The sequence below is a fragment of the Caballeronia sp. S22 genome, from assembly GCF_964261745.1.
Taxonomy (GTDB): Bacteria; Pseudomonadota; Gammaproteobacteria; order Burkholderiales; family Burkholderiaceae; genus Caballeronia; species Caballeronia jiangsuensis.
The window spans coordinates 109,553-126,169 of the sequence record NZ_OZ180036.1 but is presented as its reverse complement, the minus strand read 5'-3'; the positions used below and the strand labels follow the sequence as shown (position 1 = coordinate 126,169).

Below are 16,617 nucleotides of genomic sequence, written 5' to 3'. Positions count from 1 at the left end.
TCATCGCTGGCGCAGCCATACGCGGCACAGCGACACGAGCTTATCCACGTCGATGGGCTTGGATATGTAGTCGTCCGCACCCGCTTCGAGACATTTCTGGCGATCGCTCGGCATCGCCTTCGCCGTCAGCGCGATGATCGGCAGGCGCGCATGTTCCGCGCGCTTGCGGATCTCGGTCATCGCGGTGAGGCCGTCCATCTCGGGCATCATGACATCCATGAGAACGAGGTCGATGTCGCCGCGGCGCGCGAGCGCTTCGAGCGCCTCGCGTCCGTTGCGCGCGATTTCGAGCGTCGCGCCGAGCGGCTCGATCACGCGCGAGAGCGCGAAGATATTGCGCACGTCGTCTTCGGCGAGCAGGATCGTGCGGCCTTCGAACACGTCGTCGCGCTGACGCGCCGCGCGCAGCATGCGCTGCTGCTCGGGCGGCAACGCGCTTTCCACGCTATGCAGGAACAGCGTGACTTCATCGAGCAGGCGCTCCGGCGATTTCGCTCCCTTGATGATGATCGATTTCGAGTAGCGGCGCAGACGCTGCTCCTCGTCCTGCGACAAAAGCCGTCCGGTATAGACGATGACTGGCGGCGACGCCTGCCCTCCGCCCGCCGACACGCGTTCGAGCAATTCGTAGCCGGAGCCGTCGGGCAGCGCGAGATCCATCACGACGCAATCGAACGGCGCGCGCTGCATTTCCTCGATGGCCTCCGCGATCGATCCCGCTTCCACGATGCCCACGGTCTCGCTCGCGAGCAGCGCATGAATGCTCTGGCGCAGCGCCGGATCGTCCTCGACGACGAGCACGCGGCGCATGCCCTGCGACGAGCGCGCTTCGAGCTTGCGGATCGCGTGGGCGAGATCGTCGCGCGCGCTCGGCTTGAGCGTATAGCCGATCGCGCCGAGATGCAGCGCGACATCGGCGTGATCGGTCGCGGAGACGACGTGAATCGGGATGTGGCGCGTGAGCGGATCGTGCTTCAGCCATTCGAGCACCGTGAGACCCGACTGATCCGGCAGACCGATGTCGAGCAGAATTCCGTTCGGCTGGAGCGAACGCGCGAGCTCGACGCCCTGCGTCGCCGTGGCGGCGTGCACGCAGTCGAAGTCGAGTTCGTGAGCGAGATCGTAGAGAATCCCGGCGAACGGCTGATCGTCCTCGATGACGAGAATCACGCGGCCCGGACGCTTGCGGTCGGCACGATCGTCGGCGATGGCCATCGGCTCGTGCACCGCGACCGGCGGATGAACTTGCTGCGGCTGCATCGGCGCGGGCGCGGGTGCGGACGCCGGCTCACTCGCTTGGGCGATCGTATCGAGCTTCGCGGTGACGGTGCCTTCACGCACGGCGATCGGCAGCGTCACCGAAAACACGCTGCCATGCCCGAGCTCGCTCGACACGGACACCGAACCGCCGAGCAGACGCGAGAACTCGCGCGAGATCGACAGTCCGAGGCCGCTGCCGCCGTATTTGCGGCTCGTGGTGCCGTCGGCCTGCTGGAAGGCCTGGAAGATCATGTCCTGCTTCTCGCGCGCGATGCCGATGCCCGTGTCGCGCACGTCGAAGCGCAGCGCGTTGTCGCCCGCGCGCTCGACCGCGACCGTCACGCTGCCGCGCTCGGTGAACTTGAACGCGTTCGACAGCAGATTGCGCAGCACCTGCAGGAGCCGCTGGCTGTCGGTGACGAAATACTGCGGCACGTTCTCGCCGTGCTGCGTGACGAATTCGACGCCCTTGCTTCCGGCAACCGGCGCAAAGGACTGCCGCAGCGTCTGCAGGATCGAATCGACGGACGTGGGCGCGAACTGCACGTCCATCTGTCCCGCCTCCACCTTCGACAAATCGAGAATGTCGTTGATGAGCGAAAGCAGATCGCTGTTCGACGAATGGATCGTCGCCGCGTAGCGCACCTGTTCATCGGTCAGGTTGCCCTGCTTGTTGTCCTGCAGGAGCTTCGCGAGGATCAGCGAGCTATTGAGCGGCGTGCGCAGTTCGTGCGACATATTCGCGAGGAACTCCGACTTGTACTGGCTCGCGCGCTCCATTTCCAGCGCGTTCGCGGTCAGTTCCTGCTGCGCCTGCAGAAGCTCGGCCTTTTGCCGCTCCAGATGCTGCGTATGCTCTTCGAGCTGGACATTGGTTTGTTCGAGTTCCGCCTGCTGCTGTTCGAGACGCCCCTGCGAATCCTGCAGCGCGCGGCCGCGCTCTTCGAGTTCCTCGTTCGACACGCGCAGCTCCTCCTGCTGCACCTGCAATTCCTCGCTCTGGCGCTGCGTTTCTTCGAGCAGTTCGACGAGACGCGCGCGATAACGCGCGGAACGCAGCGCCATGCCGATCGGTTCCGACGCCATGTCGAGCAGCGCGCGGGCATCGTCGAAACGTCCTTCGTTGCCGACGAAGCCGAGCTCGATCGCGCCCGCGACATCGCCATCGGCGAAGAGCGGCGAGATCAGTACGCGCGACGCCGTCGCCGATCCGAGCGCGGAACCGGCTTTCAGATAATGCGACGATGCGTCGCGTAGTTCGAGCACGCGCGCTTCCTCGATCGCCTGGCCGACGAGCCCTTCGCCCCGCGCGATCCTCGCCGGCGCGCCGCCTTCGTCCGGCAGCGCCCACGCGCCGACGCGCACGAGCGCATCGCCGTCGAGCGCATAGACCACGCCGACTTTCGCTTCCACGTACGGAATGATCGAACGCAGGATGCTCACGCCGATCGAAGCCGGTGACTGCTCGCCGCGCAATTTGACGCCGAGCTGCACGATGCCCTGCTGCAGCCAGGTCGTGCGTTGTACGGCCAGCCGCGATTTGATATATAGATGCGCCACCGCCGCGAGCGCGAGCAGCACGACGATGCCCATCGCGCGATTGATCTGGAGCACGTCGCGGCTCGTGTTCGGGTCGGCGGCCGCGAGTGCGTATCCTGCGATCATCAGCACGGCCGATGCGCCCGCGGTGACGATCGGCACCGACGGCCGGTCGGCCCAGACGCACAGCACGACCGGCAGCACGTAGAAGATCCAGATCGCGACGCGCATCGGCGTGAGCACATCGATGCTGAACACGACCGCGAGCGTGAGCGCGATGGCGAGGTAAATCCAGGAGCGTAGGTTTCGAGTGTCTAGAGGCATCGTCCACCGGTTCTGTTCATGTTTTGCGCGGGCCACGCGCCGGCAGCAGGCACGGACCTTAGCATGACGCGCAAGCCCTTGTCACATCGGGCTTTGCAGCCGATCAGCGCATGCTTTCCCGCGCGGCAGTTGTTACGAAAGACGGCCGCGCCAGTATTTTCAACGAGGTAAGAATGACTGATTTTTCCGGCTCTCGCGTGCTTGTCACGGGCGCCTCGGGGTTCGTCGGGTCCGCGGTCGCGCGGCTCGCCATCGAACGGGGTTTCGACGTGCGCGTGCTCGTGCGCAAGACCAGCCCGCGCAAGAACGTCGAATCGCTGAATGCGGAGATCGTCGTCGGCGATATGCGCGACGAAGCGTCGATGCGCGCCGCGCTCAAAGGCGTGCGCTTCCTTTTCCACGTCGCCGCCGATTACCGCATCTGGGCGCCGGACCCGAGCGAGATCGAGCGCGCGAATCTCGAAGGCACCGAGGCGACGATGCGCGCGGCGTTAGCGGAAGGCGTAGAACGCATCGTTTATACCAGCAGCGTCGCGACCCTGAAGGTGACGCGCTCCGGCGCGATCGCCGACGAGACCAAGCCATCGGACCCGGCGAGCACCATCGGCGCGTACAAGCGCAGCAAGGTGCTCGCCGAGCGCGCCGTCGAGCGCATGGTCGCGCAGAACGCGCTGCCCGCGGTGATCGTGAATCCGTCGACGCCGATCGGCCCGCGCGACGTGCGTCCGACACCAACCGGGCGCATCATCGTCGAAGCGGCGACGGGCAAGATTCCCGCGTTCGTCGATACGGGCCTGAATCTCGTCCATGTCGACGATGTCGCGAACGGGCACTTTCTGGCGCTGGAGCGCGGCAAGATTGGCGAGCGGTACATCCTCGGCGGCGAGAATCTGCCCTTGCAGCAGATGCTCACGGACATCGCCGGATTCGTCGGGCGCAAACCGCCGACCATCAAGCTGCCGCGCGGGCCGCTCTATCCGGTGGCCCTGGGCGCTGAACTGATCGCCAAGCTGACAGGCAAGGAACCGATGGTCACGCGCGACGCGCTGCGCATGTCGAAGAACAAGATGTACTTCACGTCGGCGAAGGCCGAACGCGAGCTGGGATACAGCGCGCGGCCGTACCAGCAGGGATTGAAGGATGCGCTCGACTGGTTCCGGGCGAACGGTTATCTCGCAGGATGAAGCACGGAATCATTTCATGAAACGTTCCGGCCGAGGAATGAGGCGCAGGAGTGCAACTCTTGTATAAGACTCGAAAAAAGTTAAGTCCTTGAAATAGCACGAAAAACGTCCGTTTTGGCCCGTCTCGCACGGCGAGATTCACACGCGCGCCCCGCAAAATTCAGGCAGAATAGCGGTTTGTTGCCGGAGGGGTGCCGAGGCCGGCGGTTTTTTCCAACCTGTTTTCGGATGTCGAGACAAGCGATGAGTAATCAGCAACCCACCATCATCTACACCCTGACCGACGAAGCTCCGCTGCTCGCGACCAGCGCCTTTCTGCCGATCATCCGTGCCTTCACCGCGCCGGCGGGCGTCAATGTCGCGACGAGCGACATCTCCGTGGCCGCGCGTATCCTCGGCGAATTCCCCGAATTCCTGACCGACGAGCAGAAGGTCCCCGACAACCTCGCCGAACTCGGCCGCCTCACGCAGCTCGACGACACGAACATCATCAAGCTGCCGAACATCAGCGCGTCCCTGCACCAGTTGACGAGCGCGATCAAGGAGCTTCAGTCGAAGGGCTACAAGCTGCCCGACTACCCCGAAGAACCGAAGAACGACGAAGAGAAAGCCATTCGCGCGCGCTACGGAAAGTGCCTCGGCTCGGCCGTGAACCCGGTTCTGCGCGAAGGCAACTCGGACCGCCGCGCGCCGCTCGCCGTGAAGAACTACGCGAAGAAGCATCCGCACAGCATGGGCGAGTGGAGCATGGCTTCGCGAACGCACGTCGCGCACATGAAGCATGGCGACTTCTATCACGGCGAAAAATCGGTCACGAATGACAAGGCGCGCGAAGTGCGCATGGAACTCGTCACGAAGCGCGGCGAGACCATCGTGCTCAAGCCGAAGGTCAAGCTGCAGGACGGCGAGATCGTCGACAGCATGTTCATGAGCAAGAAGGCGCTGGTCGAATTCTACGAAGAGCAGATGGAAGACGCGCGCAAGACCGGCGTCATGCTGTCGCTGCACGTGAAGGCGACCATGATGAAGGTCTCGCACCCGATCGTCTTCGGCCACGCGGTGAAGGTGTTCTACAAGGATGCGTTCGAGAAGCACGCGAAGCTCTTCGAAGAACTCGGCATCAACGTGAACAACGGCCTCGTCGACCTGTACACGAAGATCGAGACGCTGCCGGAATCGCAGCGCGATGAAGTCATCCGCGACATGCACGCGTGCCACGAGCACCGCCCGGCGCTCGCGATGGTCGATTCGGCCAAGGGCATCTCGAACCTGCATGCGCCGAACGACGTGATCGTCGATGCCTCCATGCCCGCGATGATCCGCGCCGGCGGCAAGATGTGGGGCGCCGACGGCCGTCCGCAAGACACGAAGTGCCTGATTCCGGAGAGCACGTTTGCGCGCATCTATCAGGAAATCATCAACTTCTGCAAGACCAACGGCGCGTTCGATCCCAAGACCATGGGCACGGTGCCGAATGTCGGCCTGATGGCGCAGAAGGCTGAAGAGTACGGCTCGCACGACAAGACGTTCGAGATCGCGGAAGACGGCACGGCGCGCATCGTCGATAACGCGACGAACGAAGTCATCGAAGGACTCACGCAGGAAGTCGAGAAGGGCGACATCTGGCGCATGTGTCTCGTGAAGGATGCGCCGATCCGCGACTGGGTGAAGCTCGCCGTCACGCGCGTGAAGAACTCGGGCACGCCGGCGGTGTTCTGGCTCGACCCGTATCGTCCGCACGAAGCCGAGCTCATCAAGAAGGTCGAGACGTACCTGAAGGACTACGACACCGAGGGCCTCGAAATCCACATCATGTCGCAAGTGCGCGCGATGCGTTACACGCTCGAGCGCGTGATCCGCGGCATGGACACGATTTCGGTCACCGGCAACATCCTGCGCGACTACCTGACCGACCTGTTCCCGATCATGGAACTCGGGACGAGCGCGAAGATGCTGTCGATCGTTCCGCTGATGGCGGGCGGCGGCTTGTACGAGACGGGCGCGGGCGGTTCGGCGCCGAAGCACGTGCAGCAGCTCGTGCAGGAAAACCATCTGCGCTGGGACTCGCTCGGCGAATTCCTCGCGCTGGCGGTGTCGCTCGAAGAGCTTGGCATCAAGAACGATAACGCGCGTGCGAAGCTCGTTGCGAAGGCGCTCGACGCCGCCACCGGCAAGCTGCTCGACAACAACAAGAGCCCGTCGCCGAAGACCGGCCTGCTCGACAATCGCGGCAGCCAGTTCTATCTCGCGATGTACTGGGCGCAAGAACTCGCGTCGCAGACGGACGACAAGGAACTCGCGCAACTGTTCGCGCCGCTCGCGAAGACGCTGGCTGAAAACGAGCAGAAGATCGTCGACGAACTCGCCGCCGTGCAGGGCAATGCGGCGGACATCGGCGGCTACTACAAGCCGGACGAGAAGAAGCTCGAAGCGGTGATGCGTCCGAGCAAGACGCTCAACGCCGCGCTCGCGGAAGTGCGCGCGAAGTAAGGCGATACGGGCGCGTCATGCGCTCCGATGAACCGGCATCTCTTCGGGGATGCCGGTTTTGTTTTGCGCCATCGGCGTCGAAGAAATCTGTCGTGTAATCCGCAGTTTCGGTGCAATTGGTTACAACCTGTGCCGACCTCGCCAAATTCGAGCGGGTAGAATCGTTGCCTCGCCGCCCGCTTGCCAGACACAGACACACTCGCATGAATCTACAAGACCAGCTCGGCGCGCTCGAGTCGAGCCTCGACACGCTCCTCCAGACCGCCGCCGCATCTGTCCGATCATCCGTTGAATCGACCGAAACCGCTTCGACGTCCGTTGCGGGTTCGCCGGATGAACCGCCCGCGTTGGGCGACGTGAGCGAACCGGCCGATTCCGCCGCGCCCGCCGAACCGCCCGGTCTGAACGAGCCGCCCACGCTTGTCGTCTCGCGTCCGGAACGCGATGCAGTTGAAATGACGATTGCGGGCAAGACGGTGAAGTTGAGCCCGGAGGGGGTGTCGGAGTTGATCGAGGAGTTGTCGAACGTGCGGGCGTCGATGTCGGCGGAGCAGCCGGGGGGTATCGCGCCTGGATGGCGCTTTGCGGCTACCAAGAATCCCGTCATGGCGACGCAGAAATATGCCAACGGCGATCGGCTGCTGGTCATGCGTCATGCCGGGCATGGGTGGGTGCCGTTTACGTTTTCGCCCAACATGGTCATCGAGTTGTATGCCATGTTGACTAAGAAATAGGCTCCGTTTTTTCTTCGCTGGGTCCCGGTTTCGTGTCGGTCTATTAGCACTGCCCCTCCCCGGGGCGGGGGTCACTTTCTTTGCTGCTGCAAAGAAAGTAACCAAAGAAAGCAGCTTCTCATCGCCCGCGGTCACACGCACGTTGACCATGCTTGCCAGCCGCCAATGGTCCTCGCCTAAGTGTCGCCCTCGAAGGACCAACTGGGCTTGGCTCGCGCACGGTCTGCCGCCCGAGACGTTTCAGCGCGCTGGTTCAGCACCAAATAGCTTCGGCACAGCGCTGCGCGCTGCCGCCGGGTCCGCAAGGGAAACCATCGGTGTACGCAGTGCATTGAGATGGTGGCGTTAGCAACGAAGCGCACGCACACCCGATTGACCGGTCGGCCGCGAAGCGGGCCGGAGCTATTTGGTGCTGAACCAGTGTGTTGTGTGGCGCGATGTGTCAGACCGTGCGCGAGCCAAGCCCGGTCAGTCCTTCGAGGGCGACACTTAGGCGAGTGCCATCGGCGGCTGGCAAGCATGGCTAAACTGCGTGTGACCGTGGGCTTAAGCGAGCTGCTTTCTTTGGTTACTTTCTTTGCAGCAGCAAAGAAAGTGACTGCCGCCCCGCACAGGGGCAGTGCTAATAGACCACCGCGACAATGGGATCCGGCGAAACAAAAAACCCACCTACGATCCCTCCTGCCCCGGCGCCTGCACCCGCGCCTTCCACTGCCCGCCTTTCCCGCTCCAGTAACGCACCGCCGAGCCGATCGTCGCGCTCACATAAAACAACGCAACGAGCGGCAGAAGCGGCGCCCACAACAGCGATCTGCGGTAATAGCGCAGCATCGGACCATACGCGATGCACATGAACGCCCACGCCGCGCATGCCGGCCACGCCCGCGCGCCATAAGCCAGCGCAAGCACCGGCGGCGCGAGATAGATAACCACCATGCCAAGCACGGTGCCGGCGAGCAGCAACGGCGAATAGCGCAACTGCGTAAAAGCCGTGCGAGCGATCATGTTCCAGATATCGCGCCAACTATCGTAAGGACGCAGCGATTCGCTGCCCTCGGCGAGATCGAGGCGAATCGGCCGCGCGTCGGTGCGGCCCGCGCGATGCTTGATGCGCGCGGCGAGACTGCAATCGTCGATCAGTTCCTGTCGGATCGATTCGATCCCGCCCGCCTCCACCAGCGCCGCGCGGCGTACGAGCATGCAGCCGCCCGCCGCACCGGCAGTCGGCTTCTTCACGTCGTTGACCCAGGCGAACGGATAGAGCTTCGCGAAGAAAAACACGAACGCCGGAATCAGCACCTTCTCCCAGAGTGAATCGCAACGCAAACGCACCATCAGCGAGACCAGATCGCGGTCTTCGAGAATCGTGCGCGCGACGAGCTGCGTCGCGGCATCGGCCGGATGGTAGATGTCCGCGTCGGTCAGGAGCAGGAACTCGGCAGGCAGACCGAGCGAATCGATCGCACCGATGCCCTGCGACTGCGCCCACACCTTGCCCGACCAGCCCGGCGGCAGCGGCTGCGCGGTCAGCACGGTCAGACGGTCTTCAAGCCCGAGATCGCGTGCGGCGGCGAGCGCGACCTGGGCGGTGCCGTCGGTGCTGTGGTCATCGACGACGATCACATGGAACGCGCCCGCGTAGTCCTGCTTCAGGAGCGAGCCGACCGCGCGCCCGATGACGTCGGCCTCGTTGCGCGCCGGCACGACGGCCACGAGCGCGGGCCATGCGCCACGACGCGCGATCTCCGCGTTGCCGACGGCGTGGACCGTCGTACCGGATAGCGCCGGCGCAGGTTCCGCGCGCCAGAAGCCGCCGCGGGCGAACAGCAGCACGATCCAGATCAAAAAAGACAGCCAGGCGATCAGTAGCATGAAATAAACAATTAGCTTGGAAACAGTGGCGCAGCCGGATGGCGCGGTCGACGAGGCGTTGCGCGAAAAATACACAAATCGAACGGCGCCGGAAGTTCGTCCGGAAGGCCGCCGGGCGGGGCGCAACGGCGCAAGTCTCGCCGCCATGCGGTCCGAGGCGTCCGACAGTTTACTGGGTTCTGAAAATTGCCGTATCGGCACGCGCCGGGCGGCTGCACGCAGTGAAGCGGGCATTGAGCACCCAAAAAGGGAACGGGTTAGAATACGCGGTCAACTTCGGCGCGCAGACCAAATCACCGTGTCTTTTTTTCCGGTCTGCTTTCCCGGGGCGTTTTTAACGTCTCCGAGGCGTCGTGAAGGCCGAATCAAAGGAAAGCGCGAGCTTCGCGCCGGCTAACCCCGAAACCCGCGTCAGTCGGAGTTCGTTCGAATATGCGTATCATCCTTGCTCAACCCCGCGGCTTTTGTGCGGGTGTGGTCCGTGCGATCGAAATCGTCGATCGGGCCCTCGAACGACATGGCGCCCCCGTCTATGTGCGTCACGAGATCGTTCACAACCGTCATGTCGTCGATAATCTGCGCAGCAAGGGTGCGCGTTTCGTCGAGGAACTGGATGAAGTGCCGCACGGCGCGGTCGCGATCTTCAGCGCGCACGGCGTCGCGCAGAGTGTCGAGAAGGATGCGCAGACGCGCGGGCTCGATGTGCTGGACGCCACCTGCCCGCTCGTCACCAAAGTTCACGTGCAAGGCCGCCAGTATGTATCGCAGGGGCGCACGCTCATTTTGATCGGCCATGCGGGCCATCCGGAAGTCGAAGGCACGATCGGGCAGATTCCGGGCGAAGTCGTGCTGGTGCAAAGCGAAGCCGAAGTGGAGAAGATGACCCTCGCGCCCGATACGCCCGTCGCCTACGTCACGCAGACCACGCTTTCGGTCGATGACACACGCGGCATCATCGATGCCTTGCAGCGCCGCTTCACGGATATCGTCGGCCCGGACACGCGCGACATCTGCTACGCGACGCAAAACCGCCAGGCCGCCGTGCGCGAGCTGTCGAGCCAGGTGGATGTGCTGCTCGTGGTCGGCGCGACCAACAGTTCCAATTCGAACCGCCTGCGGGAAATCGGCGCCGAAACCGGCGTTCCGAGCTACCTCGTCGCGGACGGTTCAGAGATCAGGCCGGAGTGGTTTGCCAATGTGCAGACGGTCGGCATCACCGCAGGCGCTTCGGCGCCCGAGGAAATGGTCAAACATGTGATCGATGCCCTGCGCGCGTTCGGAACCGTCGAAGTCACGACGATGAACGGCCGCGAGGAAAAGGTCGAATTCAAACTTCCCGCGAAGCTCACTCAGCCGGTCGCCGCCGTTGCGGCAACCGCGACTCGCGAAGAATAAGGAGAGGACGCAATTGTCTATCCCGATGCTCCAGAAGGCCCGCGTAGGCGCCTACATCTTCAAGCAGCACTTCACGGGCACCAAGCGTTACCCGCTCGCGCTGATGCTGGAACCGCTGTTCCGCTGCAATCTCGCCTGTAACGGCTGCGGCAAGATCGATTATCCGGATCCGATCCTGAACCAGCGTCTGTCGCTGGAAGAGTGTCTCGGCGCCGTCGACGAGTGCGGCGCGCCGGTCGTGTCGATCGCGGGCGGCGAGCCGTTGCTGCACAAGGAAATGCCGCAGATCGTGAAGGGCATCATGGCGCGCAAGAAGTTCGTGTATCTCTGCACGAACGCGCTGCTGATGGAAAAGAAGATGGACGACTACGAGCCGAGCCCGTACTTCGTCTGGTCGGTGCACCTCGACGGCGACCGCGAGGCGCACGATCACTCGGTTTCGCAACCGGGCACCTACGACAAGGCCGTCGCCGCGATCAAGGAAGCGAAGCGCCGGGGCTTCCGTGTGAACATCAACTGCACGCTGTTCAACGATGCGGAACCCGAGCGCGTGGCGAAGTTCTTCGACACGCTCGGTCCGATCGGCGTCGATGGCATCACGGTCTCGCCGGGCTATGCCTACGAGCGCGCGCCGGATCAGCAGCACTTCCTGAATCGCGAAAAGACCAAGAACCTGTTCCGCGAAATCTTCAAGCGCGGCAACAACGGCAAGAACTGGTCGTTCAGCCAGTCGACGCTGTTCCTCGATTTTCTCGCGGGCAACCAGACGTATCAGTGCACGCCGTGGGGCAACCCGGCGCGTACGGTGTTCGGCTGGCAAAAGCCGTGCTATCTGGTCGGCGAAGGTTATGTGAAGACCTTCAAGGAACTGATGGAAACCACCGACTGGGACAAGTACGGCACGGGCAAGTACGAAAAGTGCGCGGACTGCATGGTCCACTGCGGCTTCGAAGCGACCGCCGTGATGGATACGGTGGCGCATCCGCTGAAGGCCGCGAAGATCGCTCTTTCGGGTCCGCGCACGACGGGCGCATTCGCGAAGGATCTGCCGATCGACAAGCAGCGTCCGGCCGAGTACGTGTTCTCGAAGCACGTGGAGATCAAGCTGGAAGAGATCGGCCGCACGCAGAAGAACAAGGGTGCGAAGACAGCGGCGGCGGTGAACTGAGCCGCGCGTTGAACGTGTAGAAACGCGAGGGGCGGGTGACTTGGGTCATCCGCCCTTTTTGTTTTTGATGAAGAGCAAAAAACGCGACGGCTCTCACCGTCGCGTTCTCGTCAACTGCCGCCAAGCCATCAACTCAACAGCACTTCCCCGCCCCCGATCCATACCTCGCCTCCTGACGCTCGCGGAAAAACTCCGCATAGCTCATCATCGGCTTGTCGGGATGCGTCGTCTGCATGTGCGTGACATACGCATCGTAATCAGGCATCCCGACCATCAGACGCATCGCCTGGCCGAGATACCGTCCTGCTTGACGAAGATCGGTGAACATCGCGCGCTCCCTAGTGGCCCGAACGAACCGCCGCGCTCGCGCCGGCGGGCATCGCTTCGAAAGGCGTCTCGCGCACTGTCGGCTTCGTTTCGCGACGCGCGCGCAACACCGCCAGCACGCCATACACCGCGATGCTCACCACCACGAAGATGAACAACCCGGCAAGCGCCGCATCGACGTAATCATTGAAGATGATCCGCTGCATCTCCGCGAGCGACTTCGCCGGCGCCATCACCTTGCCCGCGTCGTACGCATCCTTCAGCTTGCCCGCGTGCGCGAGGAAGCCGACCTTCGGATTCGCGTCGAAAATCTTCTGCCAGCCGGCCGTCAACGTGCAGATGAGCAGCCAGATCGTCGGCAGCAGCGTGACCCACGCATAGCGCTCGCGCTTCATCTTGAACAGCACGACGGTGCCGAGCATCAGCGCGATGCCCGCGAGCATCTGGTTCGAGATGCCGAAGAGCGGCCACAGCGTGTTGATGCCACCGAACGGATCGACCACGCCCTGATACAGGAAGTAGCCCCACGCGGCGACGCACAGGCCCGTCGCGACGAGGTTGGCCGGAAGCGACTCCGTGCGGCGCAGCGCCGGATGGAACGTGCCGAGCAGATCCTGCAGCATGAAGCGGCCGGCGCGCGTGCCCGCATCGACGGCGGTCAGGATGAAGAGCGCCTCGAACAGAATGGCGAAGTGATACCAGAACGCCATCATCGCCGGGCCGCCGATCACCTGATGAAGAATGTGCGCCATGCCGACCGCGAGCGTCGGCGCGCCGCCGGCACGCGCCACGATGGTCGTCTCGCCGACCGCCTTCGCCGTCGATGTCAGCATGTCCGGCGTCAGCAGGAAGCCCCAGCTCGACACGGTCTGCGCGACCGCTTCGGGCGTCGAGCCGAGCAGCGCGGCGGGGCTGTTCATCGCGAAGTACACGCCCGGCTCGATCACGCAGGCGGCGACAAGCGCCATCATCGCGACGAACGATTCCATCAGCATCGCGCCATAGCCGATGAAGCGCATGTTGGCTTCGTTATCGATCATCTTCGGCGTCGTGCCCGACGAGATCAGCGCGTGAAAGCCCGACACCGCGCCGCACGCGATCGTGATGAACAGGAACGGGAACAGGTTGCCCGACCACACCGGCCCACTGCCATCGACGAACTTCGTGAAGGCCGGCATCTTCAGCTCGGGCGCGACGATCAGAATGCCGATCGCGAGGCCGAGAATCGTGCCGATCTTGAGGAACGTCGACAGATAATCGCGCGGCGCAAGCAGCAGCCACACCGGCAGCACCGACGCGACGAAACCGTAGCCGATCAGGATCCACACGAGCTGCACGCCGGTGAACGTGAAGTACGGCGCGAGCGTCGCGGATTCGGCGACTTGCCCGCCGTACACGATCGCGAGCATCAGACCGATGAAGCCGATGATCGACACCTCGCCGATGCGTCCCGGACGGATGTAACGCGTATAGATGCCCATGAAGAGCGCGATCGGGATGGTCGCCGCGACGGTGAACGTGCCCCACGGCGAATTGGTGAGCGCCTTCACGACGATCAGCGCGAGCACCGCGAGAATGATCACCATGATGAGGAACGCGCCGAAAAGCGCAATCACGCCGGGCACGGTGCCGAGCTCCATCTTGATGAGATCGCCGAGCGAGCGGCCGTCGCGACGCGTCGAGATGAACAGGACGACGAAGTCCTGCACCGCGCCCGCGAACACCACGCCGCCGAGAATCCACAGCATGCCGGGCGTATAGCCCATCTGCGCGGCCAGCACCGGGCCGACCAGTGGACCCGCGCCCGCGATCGCCGCGAAGTGATGCCCGAAGAGCACGTATTTGTTCGTCGGCACGTAGTCGAGGCCATCGTTGTGACGAACGGCCGGCGTCATGCGCAGGCCGTCGAGCTGCAGGACTTTCGACGCAATGAAGCGCGAGTAGAACCGGTAAGCGATGAGATAGACGCAGACCGCCGCGATGACGATCCATAGTGCGCTGATGCGCTCGCCGTGCGCGAGTGCAATAGTGCCGAATGCGAACGCGCCCAATAGCGCGAGCGCGATCCAGCCCAGGAATCCGGAAGCCCGATTCATGGCGTCTCCTTAGTTATTGACCCGTCAGGTCGATGGATGCGCCGTGATAGCGCATTGGGCGGTAGTATTCGCTTTCGCCACGGCGCTTACAAGCGCATAACTACGTATGCGCGCTACGTGGCTTCACGTAGCGGAAAACCCTGTATCGATGAACCTTAAGGCTAAGATCTTCCTGCTCGCGATCGTTCCGTTCGCACTGGCGATCGGCGGCATCACCTACGGCGTGCGCCAGCAGGCGCAATCGCTCGCGCAGGCGCAGCACGACACCACGCAGGCCGCGTACATGTCGAGCAAGGAAATCGAGCTGCGGCATTACGTCGAGATCGCGAAGAGCGCCATCGCACCGTACTACGATGCACCCGCCACCGATCCGCGCAGCGACGACGAACGCCGCCGCCTCGCGCTCGACGCGTTGCAGCGCCTCGACTTCGGACAGGACGGCTACTTTTTCGTCTACACGATGCACGGCACGTCGCTTATGCATCCGCGCCAGCCTGATCTCGTCGGACGCGATCTCTGGCTGATGCGCGATCCGAACGGCGCGCTCACCATTCAGGAACTCGTCAAGCAGGCATCGAAAGGCGGCGGCTACGTGCGCTACGTCTGGCGGCGGCCGTCCACGGGCCTCCTCGCGCCGAAGCTCGGCTACGTGGTGCCGCTCGAACGCTGGGGCTGGATGATGGGCACGGGCATCTATCTGGAAGATGTCGAAACGACGCTTGCGCGCATCGATGCGCAGGCGGCCGCGAACATCGAACGCACGCTGATGTGGATCAGCGCGATCGCGCTCGCCGCGCTTGCGATCATCGCGGTGTGCGGCGCGGTGCTGAACATCAGCGAGCATCGCAGCGCCGACGCGAAACTGAAGCGCCTCGCGCGGCAAGTCGTGGACTCGCAGGAACAGGAACGCGCACGGCTGTCGCGCGAGTTGCACGACGGCATCAGCCAGATGCTGGTCTCGGTGAAGCTGCTGCTCGAATCGGCGCTCGCGCGTTTCGAGCGCGGCGCGGCGCGCGAACCGACCGCCGAAGCCGCGCTCGCGACAAGCCTCGGACGCCTCTCCGGCACGCTGCGCGAAGTGCGCCGCATCTCGCATGCGCTGCGTCCCGCGATGCTCGATGATCTCGGTCTCGCCGCCGCGCTCGAGCAACTCGCGCGAGAATTCGACGGACACGACGGCATCGAGGCGCGTTTCGAAGCGATGGACCACGGCAAGCCCTGCGCGACGCAGCGCACCACCCTGCCGGATCCCGTCAACACCGTGCTCTTTCGCATCGCGCAGGAAGCGCTGACCAACATCGCGCGGCACGCGCAGGCTTCGCGCGCGGCGATCACGCTCGATATCGCCACGCACGCCGTCACGCTCGACATCACCGACAACGGCCGCGGCTTCGACGCCCACAGCGCGGTCTCCGATCCGGCGAGCGGCGTCGGCCTGCGCAACATGCGCGAGCGGCTCGACACCCTCGGCGGCACACTGGCGATCAGTTCGCAACTCGGCCGCACGTCGATCACCGCGAGCGTGCCGCTGCCGCTCGCCGCACCCAATCTTCAAGGACATACCGATGAGCGCTGAACCCGCCCGCATCATTCTCGTGGACGATCATCCGCTCGTGCGCGACGGCCTGCGCGCCCGCCTCGACTCCGTGCCGCGTCTCTCCGTGATCGGCGAGGCGGGCAACGCAAAAGAGGCGCTCGCACTCGCCGCCGACGAAGCGAATCCGCCCGATCTCGCGCTGATGGACGTCGGCATGTCCGGCATGAGCGGCATCGAGCTGGCGGCGCTTTTTCACGAGCGGCACCCGGGCATCCGCGTGCTGATGTTGTCGATGCACGACAACGTGGAGTACGTGAAGCAGGCGGTGCGCGCGGGCGCAAGCGGCTACGTGCTGAAGGATTCGCCGGCCACCGAGATCATTCAGGCGATCGACGCGGTGCTTGCCGGAAAGACCTTTTTCAGCGCCGGGCTCGCCGGGCGCATGATTCAGGCACAGTCGATGCAGACGCCGCTCGAACGCCTGACGCCGCGCGAGCTCGATATTCTCGATGCGCTGGCCGAAGGCTTATCGAGCAAGCAGATCGCGCTGCAGCATGGGCTGTCGGTGCGTACGGTGGAAACGCATCGGCTGAATTTGAAGCGCAAACTGGATATCGATGGACAGGCCGAGCTGATCAAGTTCGCGGTGGAGCACCGCAGAACATGAGGCCGGCCTGCCAGCAAAGAGACG

The 16,617-nt window shown here is 63.8% G+C and carries 11 protein-coding genes; 7 read left to right on the top strand and 4 right to left on the bottom strand.

The window, feature by feature from the left end:
* Positions 1 to 3,123 (bottom strand): response regulator, encoded by a 3,123-nt coding sequence (locus tag ACEN42_RS15645; RefSeq protein ID WP_371881757.1) that lies wholly within the window; start codon positions 3,121 to 3,123, stop codon positions 1 to 3.
* Between the two features lie 173 nt (positions 3,124 to 3,296).
* On the opposite strand from ACEN42_RS15645, the gene hpnA reads away from it, so the two are divergent.
* The 3 genes from hpnA (at position 3,297) to ACEN42_RS15630 (ending at position 7,531) form a co-directional block, all read left to right on the top strand.
* Entirely contained in the window at positions 3,297 to 4,307 is a 1,011-nt protein-coding gene (gene hpnA, locus ACEN42_RS15640) for a hopanoid-associated sugar epimerase (protein ID WP_371881756.1), read from the top strand.
* A gap of 243 nt (positions 4,308 to 4,550) precedes the next feature.
* Positions 4,551 to 6,797 (top strand): NADP-dependent isocitrate dehydrogenase, encoded by a 2,247-nt coding sequence (locus ACEN42_RS15635; protein ID WP_371881755.1) that lies wholly within the window; start codon positions 4,551 to 4,553, stop codon positions 6,795 to 6,797.
* A gap of 203 nt (positions 6,798 to 7,000) precedes the next feature.
* Positions 7,001 to 7,531, top strand: a complete 531-nt coding sequence (locus ACEN42_RS15630; RefSeq protein WP_371882288.1) for a hypothetical protein — start codon at positions 7,001 to 7,003, stop codon at positions 7,529 to 7,531.
* A 669-nt stretch (positions 7,532 to 8,200) separates the two neighbouring features.
* Here ACEN42_RS15630 and ACEN42_RS15625 read toward each other — a convergent pair.
* Entirely contained in the window at positions 8,201 to 9,403 is a 1,203-nt protein-coding gene (locus ACEN42_RS15625; protein ID WP_371881754.1) for a glycosyltransferase, read from the bottom strand.
* A 432-nt stretch (positions 9,404 to 9,835) separates the two neighbouring features.
* On the opposite strand from ACEN42_RS15625, the gene ispH reads away from it, so the two are divergent.
* Together ispH and hpnH are read left to right on the top strand one after the other, a co-directional pair.
* The gene (ispH, locus tag ACEN42_RS15620; RefSeq protein ID WP_187605355.1) at positions 9,836 to 10,798 is read left to right on the top strand and encodes a 4-hydroxy-3-methylbut-2-enyl diphosphate reductase; all 963 of its coding nucleotides are present in this window, start codon (positions 9,836 to 9,838) and stop codon (positions 10,796 to 10,798) included.
* 13 nt (positions 10,799 to 10,811) lie between these two features.
* Positions 10,812 to 11,966 carry an adenosyl-hopene transferase HpnH gene (hpnH, locus tag ACEN42_RS15615; protein WP_187605356.1) on the top strand — a complete coding sequence of 385 codons (1,155 nt, stop codon included), beginning with the start codon at positions 10,812 to 10,814 and terminating at the stop codon, positions 11,964 to 11,966.
* Between the two features lie 133 nt (positions 11,967 to 12,099).
* On the opposite strand, the gene ACEN42_RS15610 is transcribed toward hpnH, so the two are convergent.
* Both ACEN42_RS15610 and ACEN42_RS15605 read right to left on the bottom strand, forming a co-directional pair.
* Positions 12,100 to 12,294 (bottom strand): YbdD/YjiX family protein, encoded by a 195-nt coding sequence (locus ACEN42_RS15610; protein WP_035502870.1) that lies wholly within the window; start codon positions 12,292 to 12,294, stop codon positions 12,100 to 12,102.
* Positions 12,295 to 12,304: 10 nt separating this feature from the next.
* Positions 12,305 to 14,389, bottom strand: coding sequence for a carbon starvation CstA family protein (locus tag ACEN42_RS15605; RefSeq protein ID WP_371881753.1), 2,085 nt, complete (start codon positions 14,387 to 14,389; stop codon positions 12,305 to 12,307).
* A gap of 148 nt (positions 14,390 to 14,537) precedes the next feature.
* Here ACEN42_RS15605 and ACEN42_RS15600 point away from each other — a divergent pair, with 148 nt between their 5' ends.
* Together ACEN42_RS15600 and ACEN42_RS15595 are read left to right on the top strand one after the other, a co-directional pair.
* Positions 14,538 to 15,965 carry a cache domain-containing protein gene (locus tag ACEN42_RS15600; RefSeq protein ID WP_371881752.1) on the top strand — a complete coding sequence of 476 codons (1,428 nt, stop codon included), beginning with the start codon at positions 14,538 to 14,540 and terminating at the stop codon, positions 15,963 to 15,965.
* A complete protein-coding gene (locus tag ACEN42_RS15595; protein ID WP_371881751.1) occupies positions 15,955 to 16,593 on the top strand; it encodes a response regulator transcription factor in 639 nt (212 codons plus the stop codon). Before ACEN42_RS15600 ends, ACEN42_RS15595 begins: the two co-directional genes overlap by 11 nt.
* Positions 16,594 to 16,617: the final 24 nt, after the last annotated feature.

Coding starts and splice junctions, on each gene's coding strand:
- ACEN42_RS15605 (WP_371881753.1), bottom strand. CDS start 14,389: ATGAATCGGGCTTCCGGATTCCTGGGCTGGATCGCGCTCGCGCTATTG.
- hpnA (WP_371881756.1), top strand. CDS start 3,297: ATGACTGATTTTTCCGGCTCTCGCGTGCTTGTCACGGGCGCCTCGGGG.
- ACEN42_RS15625 (WP_371881754.1), bottom strand. CDS start 9,403: ATGCTACTGATCGCCTGGCTGTCTTTTTTGATCTGGATCGTGCTGCTG.
- ACEN42_RS15630 (WP_371882288.1), top strand. CDS start 7,001: ATGAATCTACAAGACCAGCTCGGCGCGCTCGAGTCGAGCCTCGACACG.
- ACEN42_RS15610 (WP_035502870.1), bottom strand. CDS start 12,294: ATGTTCACCGATCTTCGTCAAGCAGGACGGTATCTCGGCCAGGCGATG.
- ACEN42_RS15645 (WP_371881757.1), bottom strand. CDS start 3,123: ATGCCTCTAGACACTCGAAACCTACGCTCCTGGATTTACCTCGCCATC.
- ACEN42_RS15600 (WP_371881752.1), top strand. CDS start 14,538: ATGAACCTTAAGGCTAAGATCTTCCTGCTCGCGATCGTTCCGTTCGCA.
- ACEN42_RS15595 (WP_371881751.1), top strand. CDS start 15,955: ATGAGCGCTGAACCCGCCCGCATCATTCTCGTGGACGATCATCCGCTC.
- ACEN42_RS15635 (WP_371881755.1), top strand. CDS start 4,551: ATGAGTAATCAGCAACCCACCATCATCTACACCCTGACCGACGAAGCT.
- ispH (WP_187605355.1), top strand. CDS start 9,836: ATGCGTATCATCCTTGCTCAACCCCGCGGCTTTTGTGCGGGTGTGGTC.